At 68.4% G+C, this 17,083-nt stretch carries 20 protein-coding genes and 1 tRNA gene; 11 read left to right on the top strand and 10 right to left on the bottom strand.

Annotated elements, in window-relative coordinates:
• The 5 genes from E5A74_RS18180 to E5A74_RS18160 form a co-directional block, all read right to left on the bottom strand.
• Entirely contained in the window at positions 1–474 is a 474-nt protein-coding gene (locus E5A74_RS18180; RefSeq protein ID WP_206365910.1) for a DUF2269 family protein, read from the bottom strand.
• Complete coding sequence (locus tag E5A74_RS18175) at positions 474–1,745, bottom strand: SDR family oxidoreductase (protein WP_166745743.1); 1,272 nt, start codon at positions 1,743–1,745, stop codon at positions 474–476. The genes E5A74_RS18180 and E5A74_RS18175 overlap by 1 nt, the downstream gene beginning before the upstream one ends.
• 72 nt (positions 1,746–1,817) lie before the next feature.
• Complete coding sequence (locus tag E5A74_RS18170; protein WP_135987048.1) at positions 1,818–2,615, bottom strand: DUF72 domain-containing protein; 798 nt, start codon at positions 2,613–2,615, stop codon at positions 1,818–1,820.
• A 57-nt stretch (positions 2,616–2,672) separates the two neighbouring features.
• Positions 2,673–3,098 carry a DUF2147 domain-containing protein gene (locus E5A74_RS18165; protein WP_166745742.1) on the bottom strand — a complete coding sequence of 142 codons (426 nt, stop codon included), beginning with the start codon at positions 3,096–3,098 and terminating at the stop codon, positions 2,673–2,675.
• 184 nt (positions 3,099–3,282) lie between these two features.
• Positions 3,283–3,357: transfer RNA gene (locus E5A74_RS18160), tRNA-Gly, on the bottom strand.
• A 173-nt stretch (positions 3,358–3,530) separates the two neighbouring features.
• Between E5A74_RS18160 and E5A74_RS18155 the strand changes: the two genes are divergently transcribed.
• Genes E5A74_RS18155 through E5A74_RS18140 form a run of 4 tightly spaced genes read left to right on the top strand, consistent with a single transcriptional unit; the run spans position 3,531 to position 5,612 of the window.
• Positions 3,531–4,436 (top strand): tetratricopeptide repeat protein, encoded by a 906-nt coding sequence (locus E5A74_RS18155; protein ID WP_420822507.1) that lies wholly within the window; start codon positions 3,531–3,533, stop codon positions 4,434–4,436.
• Positions 4,433–5,044, top strand: a complete 612-nt coding sequence (locus tag E5A74_RS18150; RefSeq protein WP_135987046.1) for an LON peptidase substrate-binding domain-containing protein — start codon at positions 4,433–4,435, stop codon at positions 5,042–5,044. The genes E5A74_RS18155 and E5A74_RS18150 overlap by 4 nt, the downstream gene beginning before the upstream one ends.
• Positions 5,041–5,220 (top strand): Trm112 family protein, encoded by a 180-nt coding sequence (locus E5A74_RS18145; protein WP_135987045.1) that lies wholly within the window; start codon positions 5,041–5,043, stop codon positions 5,218–5,220. Before E5A74_RS18150 ends, E5A74_RS18145 begins: the two co-directional genes overlap by 4 nt.
• Positions 5,217–5,612, top strand: a complete 396-nt coding sequence (locus E5A74_RS18140) for a hypothetical protein (RefSeq protein ID WP_135987044.1) — start codon at positions 5,217–5,219, stop codon at positions 5,610–5,612. The genes E5A74_RS18145 and E5A74_RS18140 overlap by 4 nt, the downstream gene beginning before the upstream one ends.
• A gap of 288 nt (positions 5,613–5,900) precedes the next feature.
• Here the strand turns inward: E5A74_RS18140 and E5A74_RS18135 are convergent, their stop codons facing one another.
• Both E5A74_RS18135 and E5A74_RS18130 read right to left on the bottom strand, forming a co-directional pair.
• Entirely contained in the window at positions 5,901–6,431 is a 531-nt protein-coding gene (locus E5A74_RS18135; protein ID WP_135987043.1) for a GNAT family N-acetyltransferase, read from the bottom strand.
• Positions 6,428–7,645 carry an FAD-dependent monooxygenase gene (locus E5A74_RS18130; RefSeq protein ID WP_135987042.1) on the bottom strand — a complete coding sequence of 406 codons (1,218 nt, stop codon included), beginning with the start codon at positions 7,643–7,645 and terminating at the stop codon, positions 6,428–6,430. Before E5A74_RS18130 ends, E5A74_RS18135 begins: the two co-directional genes overlap by 4 nt.
• A 133-nt stretch (positions 7,646–7,778) precedes the next feature.
• Here E5A74_RS18130 and E5A74_RS18125 point away from each other — a divergent pair, with 133 nt between their 5' ends.
• The 5 genes from E5A74_RS18125 (at position 7,779) to ribA (ending at position 13,564) form a co-directional block, all read left to right on the top strand.
• Positions 7,779–10,103 carry an FtsK/SpoIIIE family DNA translocase gene (locus E5A74_RS18125; RefSeq protein WP_135987041.1) on the top strand — a complete coding sequence of 775 codons (2,325 nt, stop codon included), beginning with the start codon at positions 7,779–7,781 and terminating at the stop codon, positions 10,101–10,103.
• A 99-nt stretch (positions 10,104–10,202) separates the two neighbouring features.
• Positions 10,203–10,454: a hypothetical protein gene (locus E5A74_RS18120; protein ID WP_135987040.1), complete on the top strand. Its 252-nt coding sequence runs from the start codon at positions 10,203–10,205 to the stop codon at positions 10,452–10,454.
• Positions 10,455–10,914: 460 nt separating this feature from the next.
• Positions 10,915–11,529, top strand: a complete 615-nt coding sequence (locus E5A74_RS18115; RefSeq protein WP_240699875.1) for a LolA family protein — start codon at positions 10,915–10,917, stop codon at positions 11,527–11,529.
• A gap of 197 nt (positions 11,530–11,726) precedes the next feature.
• Positions 11,727–12,509 (top strand): exodeoxyribonuclease III, encoded by a 783-nt coding sequence (locus tag E5A74_RS18110; RefSeq protein ID WP_135987039.1) that lies wholly within the window; start codon positions 11,727–11,729, stop codon positions 12,507–12,509.
• Entirely contained in the window at positions 12,506–13,564 is a 1,059-nt protein-coding gene (gene ribA / locus E5A74_RS18105; RefSeq protein ID WP_135987038.1) for a GTP cyclohydrolase II, read from the top strand. The genes E5A74_RS18110 and ribA overlap by 4 nt, the downstream gene beginning before the upstream one ends.
• Before the next feature lie 30 nt (positions 13,565–13,594).
• Here the strand turns inward: ribA and E5A74_RS18100 are convergent, their stop codons facing one another.
• Positions 13,595–14,257 carry an HAD family hydrolase gene (locus E5A74_RS18100; RefSeq protein ID WP_135987037.1) on the bottom strand — a complete coding sequence of 221 codons (663 nt, stop codon included), beginning with the start codon at positions 14,255–14,257 and terminating at the stop codon, positions 13,595–13,597.
• Positions 14,254–14,922: a YggS family pyridoxal phosphate-dependent enzyme gene (locus E5A74_RS18095; RefSeq protein WP_135987036.1), complete on the bottom strand. Its 669-nt coding sequence runs from the start codon at positions 14,920–14,922 to the stop codon at positions 14,254–14,256. Before E5A74_RS18095 ends, E5A74_RS18100 begins: the two co-directional genes overlap by 4 nt.
• Positions 14,923–14,944: 22 nt before the next feature.
• Here E5A74_RS18095 and E5A74_RS18090 point away from each other — a divergent pair, with 22 nt between their 5' ends.
• Positions 14,945–15,514 (top strand): thiamine phosphate synthase, encoded by a 570-nt coding sequence (locus E5A74_RS18090; RefSeq protein WP_135987035.1) that lies wholly within the window; start codon positions 14,945–14,947, stop codon positions 15,512–15,514.
• A gap of 81 nt (positions 15,515–15,595) precedes the next feature.
• Here the strand turns inward: E5A74_RS18090 and E5A74_RS18085 are convergent, their stop codons facing one another.
• Positions 15,596–16,315: a hypothetical protein gene (locus E5A74_RS18085; protein WP_240699874.1), complete on the bottom strand. Its 720-nt coding sequence runs from the start codon at positions 16,313–16,315 to the stop codon at positions 15,596–15,598.
• Between the two features lie 209 nt (positions 16,316–16,524).
• Between E5A74_RS18085 and E5A74_RS18080 the strand changes: the two genes are divergently transcribed.
• Positions 16,525–16,956: a DUF3576 domain-containing protein gene (locus E5A74_RS18080; RefSeq protein ID WP_135987033.1), complete on the top strand. Its 432-nt coding sequence runs from the start codon at positions 16,525–16,527 to the stop codon at positions 16,954–16,956.
• The last annotated feature ends 127 nt before the right edge of the window (positions 16,957–17,083 follow it).

Raw genomic sequence — 17,083 nt, 5'->3', positions numbered from 1 at the left:
CTACCAGAGCGCCGGCTTGGCGATCATCAGCCAGAACACCCCGAGCAGGCCGAGAAAGGCCGGCCAGCCGAGCGCGAACCACGCCCGCATGACCCGGCCATATTCGGGCGGGAGCGGCTTGCCGGAATCGGCGGCGTGCTGCGCGAGCCGCTGCGCGCGGATCTGCAATCCGACCACGGGCACCCAGCAGGCGAAGGCCAGCGCGTAGAGGCCATAGGCCGCGACCAGCCACGATGCGTCGGGCGGCCAGCCGGCGCGCAGCACCAGATAGACGCCGCTGGCCGGCTGGACGAGCCCGCTGGTGCCGGTGAAGATCCAGTCCGCGCGCACCACCATCCGACCGACGCTGGCGATCGTCGCGGGATCGCGGGTCCGATGCGCCTGCCACAGATACCAGGCGGTCCCCGCGCCGAAGCCGAACAGGATCGTGCTGCTCAGCACATGGACCCATTTGACGAGCAGATAGAGATCCATCAGCGATTCTCCGCGATCGCACCGTGGACGCAGATCAGCGCGAGGATCGGCAGATTCTTGAGCAGCGGGCCGAGCGGATCGAGCCAGAGCGCGGGCAAGGCCGCGCCCAGCGCGAGCGTGTAGCCGATCACCACCGCGAGCTGGGCGCCGGTGGCGAGCCGGCCGCGGCGATCGAGCAGCACGAGGCCGGCGATCACGATATCGAGGATGCTCGTGCCGATCCGCAGGCCTTCGCCCCAGCCGGGCGCGAGGCCGAGCGTATCGACGAAGCCCGCCGTCGCCGCCGCGCCGGTGAACAGCCCGAGCGCCGCCGAGGCGAGCCAGAGCAAAACCAGCACCCCGCGGATCGCGGGGGCGAGGAAGAAGAGCCGGGCGTGCCAGCGATCCTGCACCTGCGCGGGCCGCTCGGCGAGCGCCTCGCCGACGCTCCGCGGCGCGAACCCCATGGCGTCGGCGAAGGCGGCGCTGTTGCCGGCGTTGCCCGCCACGAGCTGCGCGAGGCTGTTGGTGGCGATCGGCCCCGATCCGGCGACGTCGCCGATGCGCGCGAGCAGGCGCATCACCGGCAGCGGGACGGGCACGAACCGCGCCGCGCCGAAACCCAGCCACGCACGATAGCGCGCCAGCAGCGCGCGCAGGCTGAGCGTCTCCGGTCCGACCGGCTCGAGCACCTCGCCTGCGAAACGCGCCTCCTCGCAGGTGAGGCGCACCGCCCTGGCGAGATCGCGGACATGGATCGGAGTGAATGCGAAGCTGCCGTCGCCCGGCAGCGGCACGCGCAACGGCAGCCCGGCCATTCCGCGCAGCAGCGAGGTGCCTCCATAGCTGCCATCGCCATAGACCAGCGAGGGCCGCAGGATTGTCCAGCCGATCCCGGCGTCGCGCAGCACCTGCTCGCCGGCGAGCTTGGATCGGGCATAGTCGGTATCGACGCCGGTGCGCGCGCTGATCGCCGAAATCAGCACCATGCGGCGTACCCCCGCCGTCGCGGCCGCCGCATAGAGCGCGCGCGGCGCCGTGACGTGCACCGCCTCCATTCCCGCGCCGCGGAGCAGGCCCGCGGCGTTGACGATGATGTCCACCCCGGCGAGGTGCGGGGTCCAGTCCGCCGGCCCGGTCGCCCGGGTGAGGTCCAGCTCCACGAAGCGCGCATCGGGAAAGGCGCGATCGAGCCCCGCGAGCGCGCGCACGACCCCGGTCACCCGATGCCCCGCCGCGGTCAGCTCGGCGACGATCTGGCGGCCGATGAACCCACCGGCGCCCAACACCATGATCTCCATCCCACACCCCCGGACCCGGCGATAGCGCGCCGCGGGCGCGACGGGGAAGCCAAAACCGCAGGTTCAGCCCAGCCTGCGAATCAGCTCCTGCGCCGCGGCGGGCGCGCGGACCTTGCCGCCATGGATGAAGAAGACGAAGGTCTCGCGCGGCTGCTTCGGCGGATCGCCGTCCTCGACATAGGGCAGCCCATCGGGCCGCCCGCCCGCGGCCCAAATCTTCGCCGCTTCGGTCCAGCGCGGCAGATCGGCCTCGGGATAGCAGAGCGGATTTTCGTCCTCGCCGGCCTCGAGCCGGGCGTAGACGAAGTCGCCGGTGATATCGGCGATCGCGGGATATTGCGGCGAATCGGCATAGACGATCGCCACCCCCGCCTTGCGGCACAGATCGACGAATTCGGGGACCGCGAAGCTTTCGTGGCGGACCTGCACCGCGTGGCGGAGCGGCACGCCTTCGTGCGCGCGGGGGAGAAGATCGAGGAACGCGCCGAAATCGGCGGCATCGAACTTCTTGGTCGCCATGAATTGCCACATCAGCGGGCCGAGCCGGTCGCCGAGCGCGACGATCCCCTGGCCGACGAAGCGCGCCACCGATTCGCCCGCCTCGGCAAGCACCTTGCGGTTGGTGCAGAAGCGTGAGCCCTTGACCGCGAAGACGAAGCCGTCGGGCACGGTGTCGCGCCAGCCTTCGAAAGTCGCGGGCTTGAAGGTCGAATAATAAGTGCCGTTGATCTCGATCGCGCTCAGCTGGCGCGAGGCGAATGCGAGCTCCTTCTTCTGGCTGAGGCCTTGCGGGTAGAAAGTCCCGCGCCACGGCTCGAAGGTCCAGCCGCCGATGCCGATTCTTATGGGTGCGCTTGCCATGGCGCCGGTCTAGCCGAGAAAGCGCGCCCGGTCAGTCCCGGAAGCTGCGCCCGAACTTCAGCGCACCCGCTTCCACGTCTGCGACTTGCAGATGATCCCGAACAGCACGCAGCCCTTGCCGATCATCGTCTCCGAATCGGCGAAACTCAGCGTGCCCGAGAAGGTCTTGCGGATGTCGGGAACGAACACCTTGCCGTGCCACTTGCTCGCGCCCGCGGGCTCGAGATCGCGGAACAGCCGGGTGCCGACGAGATTGGTCGTGCCGCCGCGGCGGGCATCGGCCTGCGCCTTGGCGCTCGCCCATGTCACCGTGCCGCACAGCTTGCCGTCGCATTTGTCGATGCGGATGTGCACGCTGTTCGACGGGTTGCGCCACTCGGTGGCCACCGGCGGCGCGGCAGGCTCGTCGGCGAAGGCGGGGGCAGTGGAAACGGGCAGCAGCACGAGCGCGACGGCCAGCAAACGCGATACGACAGACTTCATCACGGGCTCTTTCTCGAACAGGCCGGATGGCTCCCCCATGAACGGGCCGATTTCGCAAGGAGATCGACGCCGCGGCTCACACCCGATCTGGAAGACACAGACGCACGGCGCAAGACCCCGTTTGGAAAACGAGACGTTGCGGCCTGCCTGTGCGTGCGGTGCGCCGCTGTCTGCGACGAGACGCTGGAGCGGGCGAAGGGATTCGAACCCTCGACCCCGACCTTGGCAAGGTCGTGCTCTACCCCTGAGCTACGCCCGCTCTGGCGTTTTGGCCCCGTGCGACAAGCGCTTCGGGGCGGGTGAGGCGCGGCCACTAGCAGCGGGTTTCGGGTAGCGCAAGCCCCTTGAAGCGATTCTGGAAAAGGCTTGGCGCGCGCCGCGCGAGCGCCCACATAGCGGCGCAACCGCGACATCACGCCGAGGAGCACCCCGTTGGCCACGCTTGGACTGTCCCCGCAAGAGAAGGAAGCCGTCGAAGCCTTTCGCACCGACGTCGTCGAGCCGTCGATGACCAGCCTCGTGGTGATCGATTTCTGGGCCGAATGGTGCGGCCCGTGCAAGGCGCTGACTCCGATTCTCGAAAAGGTCACCGAGGATTATGCGGGCAAGGGCGTCCGGCTCGCCAAGATCGACGTCGACAAGAATCAGTTCATTGCCGCGCAATTCCAGGTCCGCTCGATCCCGACGGTCTATGCGATGTTCCAGGGCCAGCTCGTCGCCGATCTGTCGACCGCGCGCACCGAGAGCCAGCTGCGCACGATGCTCGATCAAATCCTGCGCCAGCTGCCGGTGCAGAGCGAGGAGGCCGATGCCGAGGCCGAGCTCGAGCCGCTGATTGCGATGGGCGAGCAGGTGCTCGCCGAAGGCGATGCCGAACGCGCGCTGTCGGTCTTCGATCAGATCGCCGAGATGGCACCCGAGCATCCGCAGGTCGCCGCCGGCCGCGCGCGCGCGCTGGTTGCGCTCGGCCGCGCCGACGAAGCCGAGGCAGTGCTCGCGGCGCTTCCCGAAGACGCGGCGAAGGGCGCCGAGATCGAGCAGGCGCGCGCGGCGGTGGCACTGGCGCGCGAGGCGACTCCGGTCGAGGATCTGTCCGGGCTCGCGGCGAAGGCGGCGACCGGCGACATGGACGCCCGCTACGAGCTCGCCGGCGGCCAGATGGCCGCGGGCGACCGCGAGGCCGCTGCCGAGACGCTGCTCGCGATGATTCGCGACGATCGCGAGTGGAACGAGAGCGCCGCCCGCGCGCGGTTGCTCAAGTTGTTCGAGGCGGTGGGGCTCGAGGATCCGTGGGTCTCGGCGCAGCGGCGCAAGCTTTCGGCGATTCTGTTCGGATGACGATGACGCGGCTCTCGGTGTTCCCGCTGGCCGGCGCGCTGCTGTTTCCACGGATGCACCTCCCGCTCCACATCTTCGAGCCGCGCTACCGCGCGATGATATCGGACGCGCTCGCCCGCGATCGGCGGATCGGCATGATCCAGCCGCGCGACGCCAGCGAGCCACCCGCGCTGTTCGACGTCGGCTGTGTCGGGCGGATCGCCGAGGTCGAGGCGCTGCCCGACGGCCGCTACGATATCGTGCTGGAGGGGCTGGCGCGCTTCACCGTGATGCGCGAGCTCGACGTCACGACGCCGTTCCGCCAGGTCGAGGCGGCGCTCGAGCCCGTAGGCGACAGCGAAATTCTGGCCCCGGTCGAACGCGCCTCGCTCGAGATGGAATCGCGCCGCTTCGCCGACGGGCTCGGCTATGCGGTCGACTGGGAAGCGGTGGCGCGGCTCGACGACGAGGCGCTGGTCAACGGCATCGCCCAGATCGCGCCGTTCGACACCGCCTCGAAACAGGCATTGCTCGAGGCTGACGGGCTGGCGATGCGCGCCGAGCTGATCGTCCAGCTGATGCAGTTCTTCGGCCGTCATGGCGAGGAAGGCGGCGTGACGCTGCAATGAGCGACTCGATCGATCCCTGGCTGCTCGAGAAGCTGGTGTGTCCGGCGACGCGGGCGAAGCTGCGCTACGACGCGGCGCGGCAGGAGCTGGTGTCGGACGAAGCGGGGCTCGCTTACCCGATTCGCCAAGGCGTGCCCGTGCTGTTGATCGATGAGGCGCGGAAGCTCGCCGCATGAGCGCCGACGACGTGCGCGATCTCAGCGGCGCATGGCACGGCATCTTCAATTATCCGCACAGCGCGCCACCGACCGATTTCGAGGCGACCATCAACGATTCCGCGGGTGCGCTGGTGGGTAGCATCACCGAAGTCGATCCGATCACCGGCGAGACGCTGACCGCGACGCTCGACGGCGGCCGCACGGGCACACGCGTGCATTTCACCAAATACTACGAGGCCGACGACGAGAATTTCGACACGGTCTTCTACGAAGGGCAGGTCGCCGAGGACGGGCTGGAGATCCACGGGCGGTGGAACATTCCCGGTGCGTGGTCGGGCAGCTTCATCATGATCCGGGCAAAGGGCGCCGAGGCGACGATCGAAGCCGGGATCGCGCAGACCGTGCGCTAGGGTCCGTACTCAAAACCCGCAATGGTCGTGACGGAGCCGATTTTGGCGCACGGGGAGGAACGAGGAGGGAGCGACGCGGTGTCATCGTGACTCCAAGGACTTGGCTCGTGACGTGGCTGTGCGCCAAAAGCGGCCCGCCGCTGCGCGGTCGCCCGGAGACGCACGCTGGACTGCGTCAGCCCGCTTGCCCGGGCCGCCAGCCCGCGCTGCGCGAGCTTCCTTGCCAGCGCACGTCTCCGGGCGATCCCGACCGTTGTGGGTATTGCGTACGGATCCTAGACCCGGCGATCAGTTCGGCAGCGAACGCGCCAGCACGACATCGTCATAGAGCTCGGCACCGACGGCATATTGCCGCATGCCGATCGGAACGAAGCCTTGCTTGCGATAGAAAGCGATCGCGCGCGCATTATGGGCGTAGACGCCGAGCAGCAGCCGCGGCGCCCCGCGCGCCCGAGCCTCCGCCACTGCGGCGTCCATCAACGCTGCCCCGAGCCCGATGCCGTGGAAGCGCGAAAGCAAATAGATGCGCTTGAGCTCGAGGTCGCCGGGCTGCACCAGCTCCTGCGGCAATTCGGGAGCGATCAGCAGCGCGAAGCCGACCGGCGCGCCCTTATGGGTCTCGCCCAGCCAAGCCACGGCGCCCGATTCGAGATAATGCGCATACGCCGCCGGCGCGTTCGCATCGCGGCAATGCGCCAGCACCGCCGCGCCGTCGAGGATGTCGGCGAAGGTCTCCAGAAAGGTCGCGGCACCGACCAAGGCCAATGCAGTCGCGTCACCGCGCGTCGCAGGGCGGACGCGCCAGCCGGCTTCGCTCAAACCGTCAGCCCCTGCAGCAGCCTGGGCACGTCGCCGCTCTCGCCGCGCGCCTCGGCCATGAACCAGTCCTTGAGCGGCGGCAGCTTGTCGACCGCGGAGAGGCCGAAACGGCGCACCGCCGAGGCGGTCTTGCCGGGGATGCCGAACAGTCGGGTCAGCCCGTCGGTGGCGGCGGCGACCATGAAGGTGTCGAGCCCGCGCCAGCGCTGATAGCGCGCGAGCAGCTGCGGATCGCCGAGATCCATGCCGAGCCGCTTCCCCTCGACGAGCACCTCGACGAGCGTCGCGACGTCGCGAAAGCCGACATTGACGCCCTGCCCCGCGATCGGATGGATGCCGTGCGCGGCGTCGCCGACCAGAGCGAGCCGGTTCGAGGTGATCCACGCGGCATGGTGGAAGCCGAGCGGATGGCTGAACCGCATCGAGAGCGGTCCCAGCCGCCCGAGGAACCCGCCCATCCGCTTCTCGGCCTCGGCGAGATAGGCGCGATCGGAGATCTTGTTCATCCCCGCCGCGTCGCGCGCGTCGACGGTCCACACCACCGCCGAGCGATGGCCATGCGCGTCGTCGAGCAGCGGCAGGATCGCGAACGGCCCCTCGGGGTAGAATATCTCGAAGGCGATATTCTCGTGGCTGCGCTCGTGCCCCAGCGTCGCGACCATCGCGGCGTGATCATAGCTCCAGCGCGCGGTCTTGAGCCCGGCGGCGTCGCGGGTCGGCGAATTGCGCCCCTCGGCGGCGATCAGCAACGGCGCTCGGACCACTACACCCGAATCGAGCGTGGCGGTGACTCCGAACTCGCCGCGCTCGACCGAGAGCGCGCGCGTCTGCATGCGCAGATCGACCCCCGGCGCGGCCTGCGCCGCCGCGAACAGCGCCGTCCGCAGCGTGCGGTTCTCGAACATGTGGCCGAGCGCGCCGCCATCGGGATCGGGATTGAAATCGAGCTTGCCGGGAGCGAGCCCGTCGCTGACCCGGATGCCTTCGATCGGACAGCCCTTGCCGGCGAGCCGCGACGCGACGCCGATCGCCTCGAACATCCGCATCGGCGCGGAGGCGATCGCCGAGGCGCGGCCGTCATAGCCCGCGGCGAGGATCGTCGCGGGATCGGCGGGGTCGACGACGATCGCCGTGAGGCCATGCGCGTCGAGCGCTGTCGCCAGCGCGCTGCCGACCAGACCGCCGCCGAGGATGAGAACGTCTGCGCTGTCCATGCCTTCGCCCTAAGGGGTTTTGGAGGGCGGTGCCAGCCCGCGCGGACGGGTACAAAACGGGGCCATCTTGACGTCAGACTCCGCGTAGGCGATGATTCCGCCCGCACCCCCTGACATTTGCGGAGACTGGGCGATGGCGTCCCGGGCACAACCGTCGCTCTTGCGCGACACGATGAAGGCTGGCGTCCGGCGCAGCGGCGCGCTGATCGCGGGAACCCTGCTGTTCCTCGTCACGATCGGCGTGGTGCTGGCGCTGCTCACCTATAATTCGCAGGACCCCTCGCTCAACACCGCCTCGGGCGGGCCGGCGCGCAACCTGCTGGGGCTGCCGGGCGCGTGGATCGCCGATCTGCTGCTCGCGACTTTGGGGCTTCCCGTCGCGTTGATCGCGCCGGCCGGGCTCATCCTCACCAATCGGCTGTGGCTCGATCGCCCGCTGGGCAATTGGCAGCGCATGCTGCGCGGCGTGCTGATCGGCGTGGTGCTGATGGCGACCGCGCTCGCCTTTTTCTCGAGCGATTCGGTATTGTGGCTGGTCGGCGGCTGGGGCGGCGTGGTCGGCCTGTCGATCGCCGCGCTGTTCAACTGGATGATCGGCTTCATCGGCGATCCGGTGCTGATCTTCTGGATCGGCCGCGGGCTGGGGCTGGTATTCGCGCTCGCCGGGCTGTGGATCTGGTGGCGCAGCCTCGACTTCACGCTGCCCGAGCGCGTCGGCATCGGCATGCCGCGTTTGTTCGGACCGGGCAAGGTGCCGCTGCTGCGCGCGCCCGATCCCGAGGAGCCGCGCGATTTCCGCGAGCCGCGCGAACCCCGCGAGGCACGCGAGCCGCGCAAGACGGTGGTGCCCGATCACCGCCCCGGTCCGGTGATCTCCGAGCCGAGCCTGTCGCCTTCGCCCGCCCGGCCCAAGCCGCCGGCGCAGACCAGCCTCGATTTCAAGGACAGCTACAAGCTGCCCCCGCTCGATCTGCTCAAGGCCGCGCCGCCCAATCCGGGCGCGGGGATCGACAAGCTCGCGCTCGAGCGCAACGCCCGGCTGCTCGAGAGCGTGCTCGACGATTTCCATGTGAAGGGCCAGATCGTCGAGGTGCGCCCCGGCCCGGTGGTGACGATGTACGAACTCGAGCCCGCCAGCGGCATCAAGGCGAGCCGGGTGATCCAGCTCGCCGACGACATCGCCCGCAACATGAGCGCGATCTCGGCGCGCGTCGCGACCATTCCGGGCCGCAGCGTGATCGGCATCGAGCTGCCCAATGCCAAGCGCGAATCGGTCAATCTGCACGAGCTGATCGGCAGCGAGGCATTCGAGGCGCAGGGCGCGACCTTGCCGCTGGTGCTGGGGAAGAACATCGCCGGCGATCCGGTGATCGGCGATCTCGCGCCGATGCCGCATCTGCTCGTCGCCGGCACCACCGGCTCGGGCAAGTCGGTCGGGCTCAACGCGATGATCCTGTCGCTGCTCTACCGGCTGTCGCCCGACCAGTGCCGGATGATCATGATCGATCCAAAGATGCTCGAGCTGAGCATCTACAAGGACATCCCGCATCTGCTCGCCGACGTCGTCACCGATCCGCCCAAGGCGGTGCGCGCGCTCAAATGGGCGGTCGAGCAGATGGAGGACCGCTACCGGATGATGGCCTCGGTCAACGTCCGCAGCCTCGCCAGCTTCAACGACAAGGTCCGCCAGGCGAGAACCAAGGGGCAGAAGCTCGGCCGCAAGGTCCAGACCGGCTACGACCCCGATACCGGCCGGCCGATCTACGAGGAGGAGACGCTCGATCTCCAGCCGCTGCCGCAGATCGTGGTGATCGTCGACGAGCTCGCCGATCTGATGATGACCGCGGGCAAGGAAGTCGAGTTCCTCATCCAGCGGCTCGCGCAAAAGGCGCGCGCCGCGGGCATCCACCTGATCATGGCGACGCAGCGCCCCTCGGTCGACGTCATCACCGGCGTGATCAAGGCGAACCTGCCCACCCGGATCAGCTTCCACGTCACCTCGAAGATCGATTCGCGCACGATCCTCGGCGAGCAGGGCGCCGAGCAGCTGCTCGGCAAGGGCGACATGCTCTACATGCCGGGCGGCAAGCAGATCGTCCGCGTCCACGGCCCCTTCGTCAGCGACGAGGAAGTCCAGGCGGTCGCCGATTTCTGGCGCGCGCAGGGCGCCCCCGATTACATCACCGCGGTCACCGAGGAGCCCGAGGATGGCGGCTTCGCATTGGAGGGCAGCCCCGATGGCGACGACAGCCCCGAGGACCAGCTCTACCGCCGCGCCACCCAGCTCGTCGCCGAGAGCCAGAAGGCTTCGACGTCATGGCTTCAGCGCCAGCTCCGCGTCGGCTACAACTCGGCCGCGCGCCTCGTCGAGCGGATGGAGAAGGACGGCCTCGTCTCGCGCCCCGACCATGTCGGCCGCCGCGAGGTGCTGATGGACACCGACGGGCGGCCGCTGTGAAACGGCTCGACTCGTTTTTGAGTCGCTTTGTCGACATTTCAAGCCGCTTCGTCGCTGGAAGGGCGTCGCTCTGATAGAGGCATCGCTGGAGGTTCCGTGATGGACGACGAGCGGCTCAGGCAGGAAGTCGACGCAAATTATGATGCCTTTCAGTGCATGCTGGCGGGTATTTTAGCGTCACATCGTGACCAATTCGCGCTCATGCGCGATCGGGCGGTGATCGACTATTTCGACAAGCCTGGAGAAGCATATCGCGAGGGCATCTCGCGATTCCCGGACGAGCGCTTCTCTATCCAAGAAGTGACCGACGAGCCGATCGATCTCGGTTTCTTCTCTCATGTCGCGCATTGAGTGGCGTCACGATGGACGCCGGATACTCCTCCCGATATTGATCATGCGACCTTCACCAGCGGCCGACCTCACGAGTTACCGGGCAACGGCGCTGATCGACACAGGCGCAACCGCGAGCGGTATCCCCACGCACATCATTCGGAAACTCGGGCTGCCAGCCGTTGGCCGACGCCCTTTGATGTCGGCACAGGGTTTAGGCTTCGCCCAACGCTTCATGTCCGAATTGGCATATCAAATCCTGATGATGCCGGCTCGTTTCCCTTCGTATTTGAGGAGATCATGGGCTTCGAATTGGTGGATGGCACAAGTTTTGATGCGCTGTTGGGTATGGATGTTCTCTCCCAATGCGACTTTGAGATCCGCCGGGACGGAACTTGCCGGTTGCAATTCGGTTAGCGGTTCAACCCTCATTCAAACCGCGGGTCCTAGCCGCGTTTCCAGCCATTTGGAGAAGTCAGACGTGTTTGCACGGCCCCTCGCCCTCACCCTGCTCGCCGCGCCGGCGCTGATCGCCGCCGCGCCCGCCGCGGACGATCTCGCGCTGGTGCAGCAGCATCTCGCCGGCGTGAGCAGCATGACCGCCGCCTTCAGCCAGACCGACCGCAACGGCCGCGTGCTCACCGGCACGATGTCGCTCAAGCGCCCCGGCAAGATTCGCTTCCAATATCAGAAGGGCGTGCCTCAGCTGATCGTCGCCGACGGGCGCAGCCTCTATTTCATCGACTATCAGGTGCGCCAGGTCGATCGCTGGCCGATCGGCAATTCGCCGCTCGCGGTGCTGCTCAATCCGAAGCGCGACATCACCAAATTCGCCAAGCTCAAGCCGACCGGCGATCCGCGCGTCGTCTCGATCGAGGTGCACGATTCCGCGCATCCCGAATATGGCCGGATCACGATGATCTTCCAGCGCAACGCCGCGGCACCGGCCGGGCTGATGCTCCAGGGCTGGGTCGCGCTCGACTCGCAGAACAACCGCACGACGATCCGGCTGTCGAACCAGCAGATCAACGCCCCGGTCTCCGATGGAACGTTCCGCTGGAACGACCCGCGGAGTCAGGGCCCGCGCAATCGCTGAACATCGTTCATGCTGGCGACAGGTTGCGAGCCCTAGAAAGGAGTTGCGGATGTGGGGCGGTAACCCGGGATTTTCCCCCTGTTGCTCGGGATCGACCCATTTCCCGCCTGCGTGACGAACGCTAGGTCGGCCCTCGCTCCATTGCCCCCGGAGCGGGGGCCTTTCCGTATCCGGCAGACCTGCTTACATCGCGCCCGATGAAGATCGCTTCCTGGAACATCAACTCCGTCCGCTTCCGCATCGAGATCGTCGCGCAGTTCCTCCGCGAGGAATCGCCCGACATCCTCTGCCTGCAGGAAACCAAGGTCATCGACGGCGACTTCCCCGAGGCGCCTTTCCGCGCGCTCGGCTATGATCACGTCATCAAGCACGGCCAGCGCATGCACCATGGCGTGGCGATCATCAGCCGCGTTCCGGTCGAGGAGGACGATCGTTTCGACTGGCAGGCCAATAAGGAAGCGCGGCACGTCGGGGTGCGGTTGCCGGGCGGCGTACGGCTCGAGAATGTCTATGTGCCGGCCGGCGGCGACGTTCCCGATCGCGAGGTGAACCCCAAATTCGGCCAGAAGCTCGATTTCGTCGAGCGGATGACGCAATGGTCCGCGCAGCTCGCCGTGCCGACCATCCTCACCGGCGACTTCAACATCGCCCCGCTCGAATGCGATGTGTGGAGCCACAAGCAGCTGCTCGACGTGGTCAGCCACACGCCGATCGAAGTCGCGGCGCTCGCGCGGCTGCAGGAAGCGCATGACTGGGTCGATCTCGGCCGCCGCTTCATCCCCGCGCCCGAGCGCTGCTTCACCTGGTGGAGCTATCGCGCGAGGGACTGGGCGGCATCGGACCGCGGCCGCCGGCTCGATCATATGTGGGCCAGCCGCGAAGTTGCCGACAAGGCGACCAGCCACAAGGTCTGCGAGCCGTGCCGTTCGTGGCTCAAGCCGTCGGACCATGTTCCGATCGTCACCGAGTTCGACTTTTGAGCGATCCGCGCGCCGTCGCCCGCGCGGTCGACGCGCTGCGCCGGGGATGGCCGGTGGCGATCCGCGGGACGGATGGCACGCTCCGGCTGCTCGCCATCGAGACCGCCGATGCCGGGCGGCTCGCAGCGTTCGACCCGCAGGGCCATGCCCCGGTGCTGCTCTCGGCCGGGCGCGCCGCGACGCTCAAGCTCGCCAATCAGCGCGAGGCGGCGACGCCCGACGCACCGGTGCTGATAGCACGGGTGCCGTGGCTCGATTTCGACACCGCGACCGCGCTCGCCGATCCCCAGCTCGATCTGGCGACGCCGCTCAAGGGGCCGTTCCGCGCGACGGCGATCGAGGCCGGCGAAGCGGCCGCCGCCGCGCTGCGGCTGGCGCGGGTCGCGGGGCTGCTCCCCGCCTTTTTCGCCCGCGCCGGCGACGATGCCGATGCGATCACTCCGGCGGACATCGACGCGCACGAGGATGCCGATCGGCTGCGCATCGTCGGCCGCGCGCGGTTGCCGGTGGCGGGCGCCGAAGACAGCGAGATCGTCGCCTTCCGCACCGACGAGATGCCCGGCGAGCATGTCGCGCTGCTGATCGGCCAGCCCAACGGCACGCCGCCGCTGGTCCGCCTGCACAGCGAATGCCTGACCGGCGACGTGCTCGGCAGCCTCAAATGCGATTGCGGCCCGCAGCTACACGCCGCCATCCGCGCGATCGAGGCGAGCGGCTGGGGGATATTGCTCTATCTGCGCCAGGAAGGCCGCGGGATCGGGCTGATCAACAAGCTGCGTGCCTATGCGCTGCAGGATCAGGGCTTCGACACCGTCGACGCCAACACCCGGCTCGGCTTCGCGGTCGATGCGCGCAACTTCGCGGTGGCGGGGCGGATGCTCGCGCTGCTCGGCCAGAAGCAGGTGCGGCTGCTCACCAACAACCCCGACAAGGTCGCGGCGCTCGAGGCGGCGGGGATCGGCGTGGTCGAGCGGGTGCCGCACCAGCTGCCGCCCAATCCGCACAACGAACGCTATCTCGCCACTAAACGCGACCGCACCGGCCACCAGCTCTGAGCCTTTGCCGGCGCACCGCTCTCGCCGTGCTTATGCGATCAGTCGGGCGACCGCGTCGAAATCGGTGGCGATCGCGTGGACGCCCAATGCGCGCAGGCGATCGGCATGATCGGGGGCGCAGTGGCTACCCGCGCACAGCCCGATGACATAGGCGCCCGACGCGACCGCGCCGGTGACGCCGACCGGCGAATCCTCGAGGATCACCGCGCGGCGGATGTCGACGCCCAGCGCCTGCGCGGCGTGGAGGTAGATATCGGGCTCGGGCTTGCCGCGTTCGACATGCTCGCGGCCGCTGAAGATCTTGTCGCCGAACGCCGCGCGCACGCCGAGATGCTCGAGATGGCTGGTGATCCAGCCGGTGCGGCTCGACGAGGCGATCGCCCTGGGCAGCGATTCGGGAAGGCTCTCGATGAAGCGGATCGCGCCGGCAACGGCGGGAAGCCCCTCTTCGAGCGCGCGGCGGTCTTCCTCGGCCCGCGCCGCGTTAAAATCCTCGGGGACGGCACGGCCGATCCAGTTCTCGATCGCGCCGAGAAAATCGGCGCCGGCCAGCCCCATGAAGTTCGCCATCGAATCCTCGGCCGTGGTCGGATGGCCGATGCTGGTCAGATAGTCGGCAATCTGGCGGTTGCCGGCATATTCGCTCTCGAGCAGCACCCCGTCGAAATCGAAGATGATCGCATCGAACTTCACGCACGCTCTCCAAACAGCGCGGTGCCGACCCGGACGTGCGTCGCGCCGATCGTCACCGCGGTCTCGTAATCCCCCGACATCCCCATGCTGAGCCCGGTGACGCCATGGTCGCGCGCCAGCCTGGCGAGCAGCGCGAAATAGGGCGCCGGCTCGATATCCGCCGGCGGAATGCACATCAGCCCGGCGACGGGGAGTTCGGCCGAGCGCGCTTCGGCGAGCAAGGCGGGCAGATCGGCGACGAGACAGCCGCCCTTTTGCGGCTCGTCGCCGATATTGACCTGGACGAAGCAGGCGGGGCGCCGGTCCGCCCTGTCCATCGCGCGGGCGAGCGCGCCGACCAGCGAGGGCCGGTCGACCGCATGGATCGCGTCGAACAGCGCGACGGCCTCCTCGGCCTTGTTCGACTGGAGCTGGCCGATCAGATGGAGCGCGACCCCCGAAGTCGTCTCGCGCAACTCGGGCCATTTGGCGGCGGCCTCCTGCACGCGATTCTCGCCGAAGACGCGCTGGCCGGCGGCGAGCAGCGGGCGGATCGCGACGGCGTCATGCGTCTTCGAGACCGCGATCAGCTCGATGGCGTCGGGCGCGCGGCCGGCAATGCGCGCCGCGCGCGCGATCTTCTCGCGAACCTCGGCGAGCCGGGTTGAGGCGTCGTCTATGGGCATGCGCCGCGCTATAGGCGGGCGAATGCGCCCCCGCCACCCTCTCCCGCAACTCTGGCTGATGACCGACGAGCGGATGGGCGAATCGCTGTGGACGGCGCTGGCGCGGCTGCCGCGCGGCAGCGGCGTGGTGTTCCGCCACTATGGGCTCGCGCCGGCCGAGCGGCGGGCGCTGTTCGCGCGGGTGGTGAAGCTGGCGCGCCGGCGGGAGCTGCTGGTCGTGCGGGCGGGGGCGCAGCGGCTGGGCCGGGCCGAGACGGGCCTGCATGGCCAACGCGGCCCCGGGCTGCGCACTTTCGCCGCGCATTCGCGGCGCGAGGCGGTGGCGGCGATGCGCGGCGGCGCGGACCTGCTGTTCGTCTCGCCGGTGTTCGCGACGCGGTCGCATCCGGGCGCGCGGGCGCTGGGGCGGGTGCGGCTGGGGTTGCTGATCCGCGGGCTCGCGGTGCCGGTGATCGCGCTGGGCGGGATGGATGCGACGCGCGCGGCGGGACTGAAGGCGCTGGGGGTGTATGGCTGGGCCGCGATCGATGCCTGGACCCGCAGTGCGCCCGCAAAAGCGGGAGCCCAGAGCCGCGGGCGATTCGGCCAATAACCCCAGACTCCCGCTTTCGCAGGAGCGTTATTCCCTACCAGGGTTTCGAGATCCCAATCCCTACCGGATCGGCAACTTCCGTCAGAAGCGGAAGGCGGTCCCGACATAGACCGCCTGGCTGTCGCGGCGGTTGTCGTTGGTCATCTTGGGCAGGCGATCCTGCTCGCTCTTGTAGCGCACGCCCGCGGTGACATCGAGGTTGCGGGTCAGCGAGTAGCTGCCGCCGACGTCGATCGAATAGCTCGGCTTGTCGCCGATCAGCACCGGCGTGTTGGCGAGCGGACGCTCGGCCTCGGCCTGGACCCGGCCGGTGACGCGGCTGCCCGAATAGCTGACGCCGGCAGTGGCGCGCTCGGTGCTGCCGGGCTGGGTGGGAAGCTCGACGCGGGTCACGTCGCCGGCGACGGCGAACCGCTTCCAGCCGACCGACACGCCGAGATTATAGGCGATCGGCGCGAGGCTGACCGGCGCGGCGGCGGCCACGTCGTTGCGCGCGACTGCCGTGCCGCGAGTCGAGCGTGCCCGCACAGCGACGGTGACGCCGCGGCGGCGCGACTCGGACGGGGTGAAGCGGAAGCCCGAATCGGGCAGCCCGCTGCGCGCGAGAATGGCGGCGAGCTTGGGGTCGGCGGCGGCGGGCGTGAACGTGCCGACGCCGCTGCGCGGCAGCGATCCCAGCCGCTTGGCATAGGAACGCTCGGTCCGGTTGCCTTCCTGCGCCTGGAGCGCGGGCGCGACGAAAGCAGCGGTGGCGCAGATCGCCCCCACTCCCAGCATCGTCGTCCAACGGCCCAAACGCATTTTCATCCCCTTTTATATGGAGGTGCGTACCATGATTCGGAAGCTTGGTTCCACCATCTGCTCAAATTTCGCGCCAGTGTTGCCCTATGCCCACAGATTCGGCAGCAAGCCCGCGACTCGTCGCTTCGTCGCATCGCGGCTGCCGCCTTGCTACCGCCGCACTTGCCCCTATAGATGCCATCTCCTTTTTCGCCTTTAGGAATGTGTCGATGAACCGCCTGTTGCGCACCGCGATCCTGGGGTCGCTTGCTCTCTCGATCACCGCGTGCGGCGGCCACAAGCGTCCCGAAGCCGATCTTGCCGCCTCGAAGGTGACGACGATCGGCGTGAATTCCTATCTGTGGCGCGCCAGCCTCGACACGCTGAGCTTCATGCCGCTGCTCCAGACCGATTCGAACGGCGGCGTGATCGTCACCGACTGGTACGTCAATCCGAACACGCCGACCGAGCGGATGAAGGTGACGGTGACCGTGCTCGACCAGGATCTGCGCGCCGATGCGCTCCGCGTCGCGGCGCTGCGTGAGGTCAACCGCACCGGCCAGTGGGTCGCCGCGCCGGTCCAGGCCGCGACGGTCCAGAAGCTCGAGGATATCATCCTCACGCGCGCCCGCGACTTGCGCCGCGCCGCGATCGCGGACTGAGGGCGCCCGACGCGAAAAAAGGAAATAGGGACAGTCCCAGGAAATAGGGACAGTCCCTATTTCGAAATTAAATGGGGACTGTCCCCATTTATTGCCGGTTGCGATCAAGTGCCTTCCCGCGGCGAGG

Origin of the sequence: Sphingomonas naasensis (assembly GCF_004792695.1) — a bacterium.
Taxonomy (GTDB): domain Bacteria; phylum Pseudomonadota; class Alphaproteobacteria; order Sphingomonadales; family Sphingomonadaceae; genus Sphingomonas; species Sphingomonas naasensis.
Note: the sequence above shows the minus strand (reverse complement) of the source record. Positions and strands in the feature narration are given on the sequence as shown.

What these genes read in the sequence shown, in the direction of transcription:
- E5A74_RS18180 (WP_206365910.1), bottom strand. Translation starts at nt 474, where the DNA reads ATGGATCTCTATCTGCTCGTCAAATGGGTCCATGTGCTGAGCAGCACG.
- E5A74_RS18175 (WP_166745743.1), bottom strand. Translation starts at nt 1,745, where the DNA reads ATGGTGTTGGGCGCCGGTGGGTTCATCGGCCGCCAGATCGTCGCCGAG.
- E5A74_RS18170 (WP_135987048.1), bottom strand. Translation starts at nt 2,615, where the DNA reads ATGGCAAGCGCACCCATAAGAATCGGCATCGGCGGCTGGACCTTCGAG.
- E5A74_RS18165 (WP_166745742.1), bottom strand. Translation starts at nt 3,098, where the DNA reads ATGAAGTCTGTCGTATCGCGTTTGCTGGCCGTCGCGCTCGTGCTGCTG.
- E5A74_RS18150 (WP_135987046.1), top strand. Translation starts at nt 4,433, where the DNA reads ATGACGATGACGCGGCTCTCGGTGTTCCCGCTGGCCGGCGCGCTGCTG.
- E5A74_RS18145 (WP_135987045.1), top strand. Translation starts at nt 5,041, where the DNA reads ATGAGCGACTCGATCGATCCCTGGCTGCTCGAGAAGCTGGTGTGTCCG.
- E5A74_RS18140 (WP_135987044.1), top strand. Translation starts at nt 5,217, where the DNA reads ATGAGCGCCGACGACGTGCGCGATCTCAGCGGCGCATGGCACGGCATC.
- E5A74_RS18130 (WP_135987042.1), bottom strand. Translation starts at nt 7,645, where the DNA reads ATGGACAGCGCAGACGTTCTCATCCTCGGCGGCGGTCTGGTCGGCAGC.
- E5A74_RS18125 (WP_135987041.1), top strand. Translation starts at nt 7,779, where the DNA reads ATGGCGTCCCGGGCACAACCGTCGCTCTTGCGCGACACGATGAAGGCT.
- E5A74_RS18120 (WP_135987040.1), top strand. Translation starts at nt 10,203, where the DNA reads ATGGACGACGAGCGGCTCAGGCAGGAAGTCGACGCAAATTATGATGCC.
- E5A74_RS18110 (WP_135987039.1), top strand. Translation starts at nt 11,727, where the DNA reads ATGAAGATCGCTTCCTGGAACATCAACTCCGTCCGCTTCCGCATCGAG.
- E5A74_RS18095 (WP_135987036.1), bottom strand. Translation starts at nt 14,922, where the DNA reads ATGCCCATAGACGACGCCTCAACCCGGCTCGCCGAGGTTCGCGAGAAG.
- E5A74_RS18090 (WP_135987035.1), top strand. Translation starts at nt 14,945, where the DNA reads ATGCGCCCCCGCCACCCTCTCCCGCAACTCTGGCTGATGACCGACGAG.
- E5A74_RS18085 (WP_240699874.1), bottom strand. Translation starts at nt 16,315, where the DNA reads ATGCGTTTGGGCCGTTGGACGACGATGCTGGGAGTGGGGGCGATCTGC.
- E5A74_RS18080 (WP_135987033.1), top strand. Translation starts at nt 16,525, where the DNA reads ATGAACCGCCTGTTGCGCACCGCGATCCTGGGGTCGCTTGCTCTCTCG.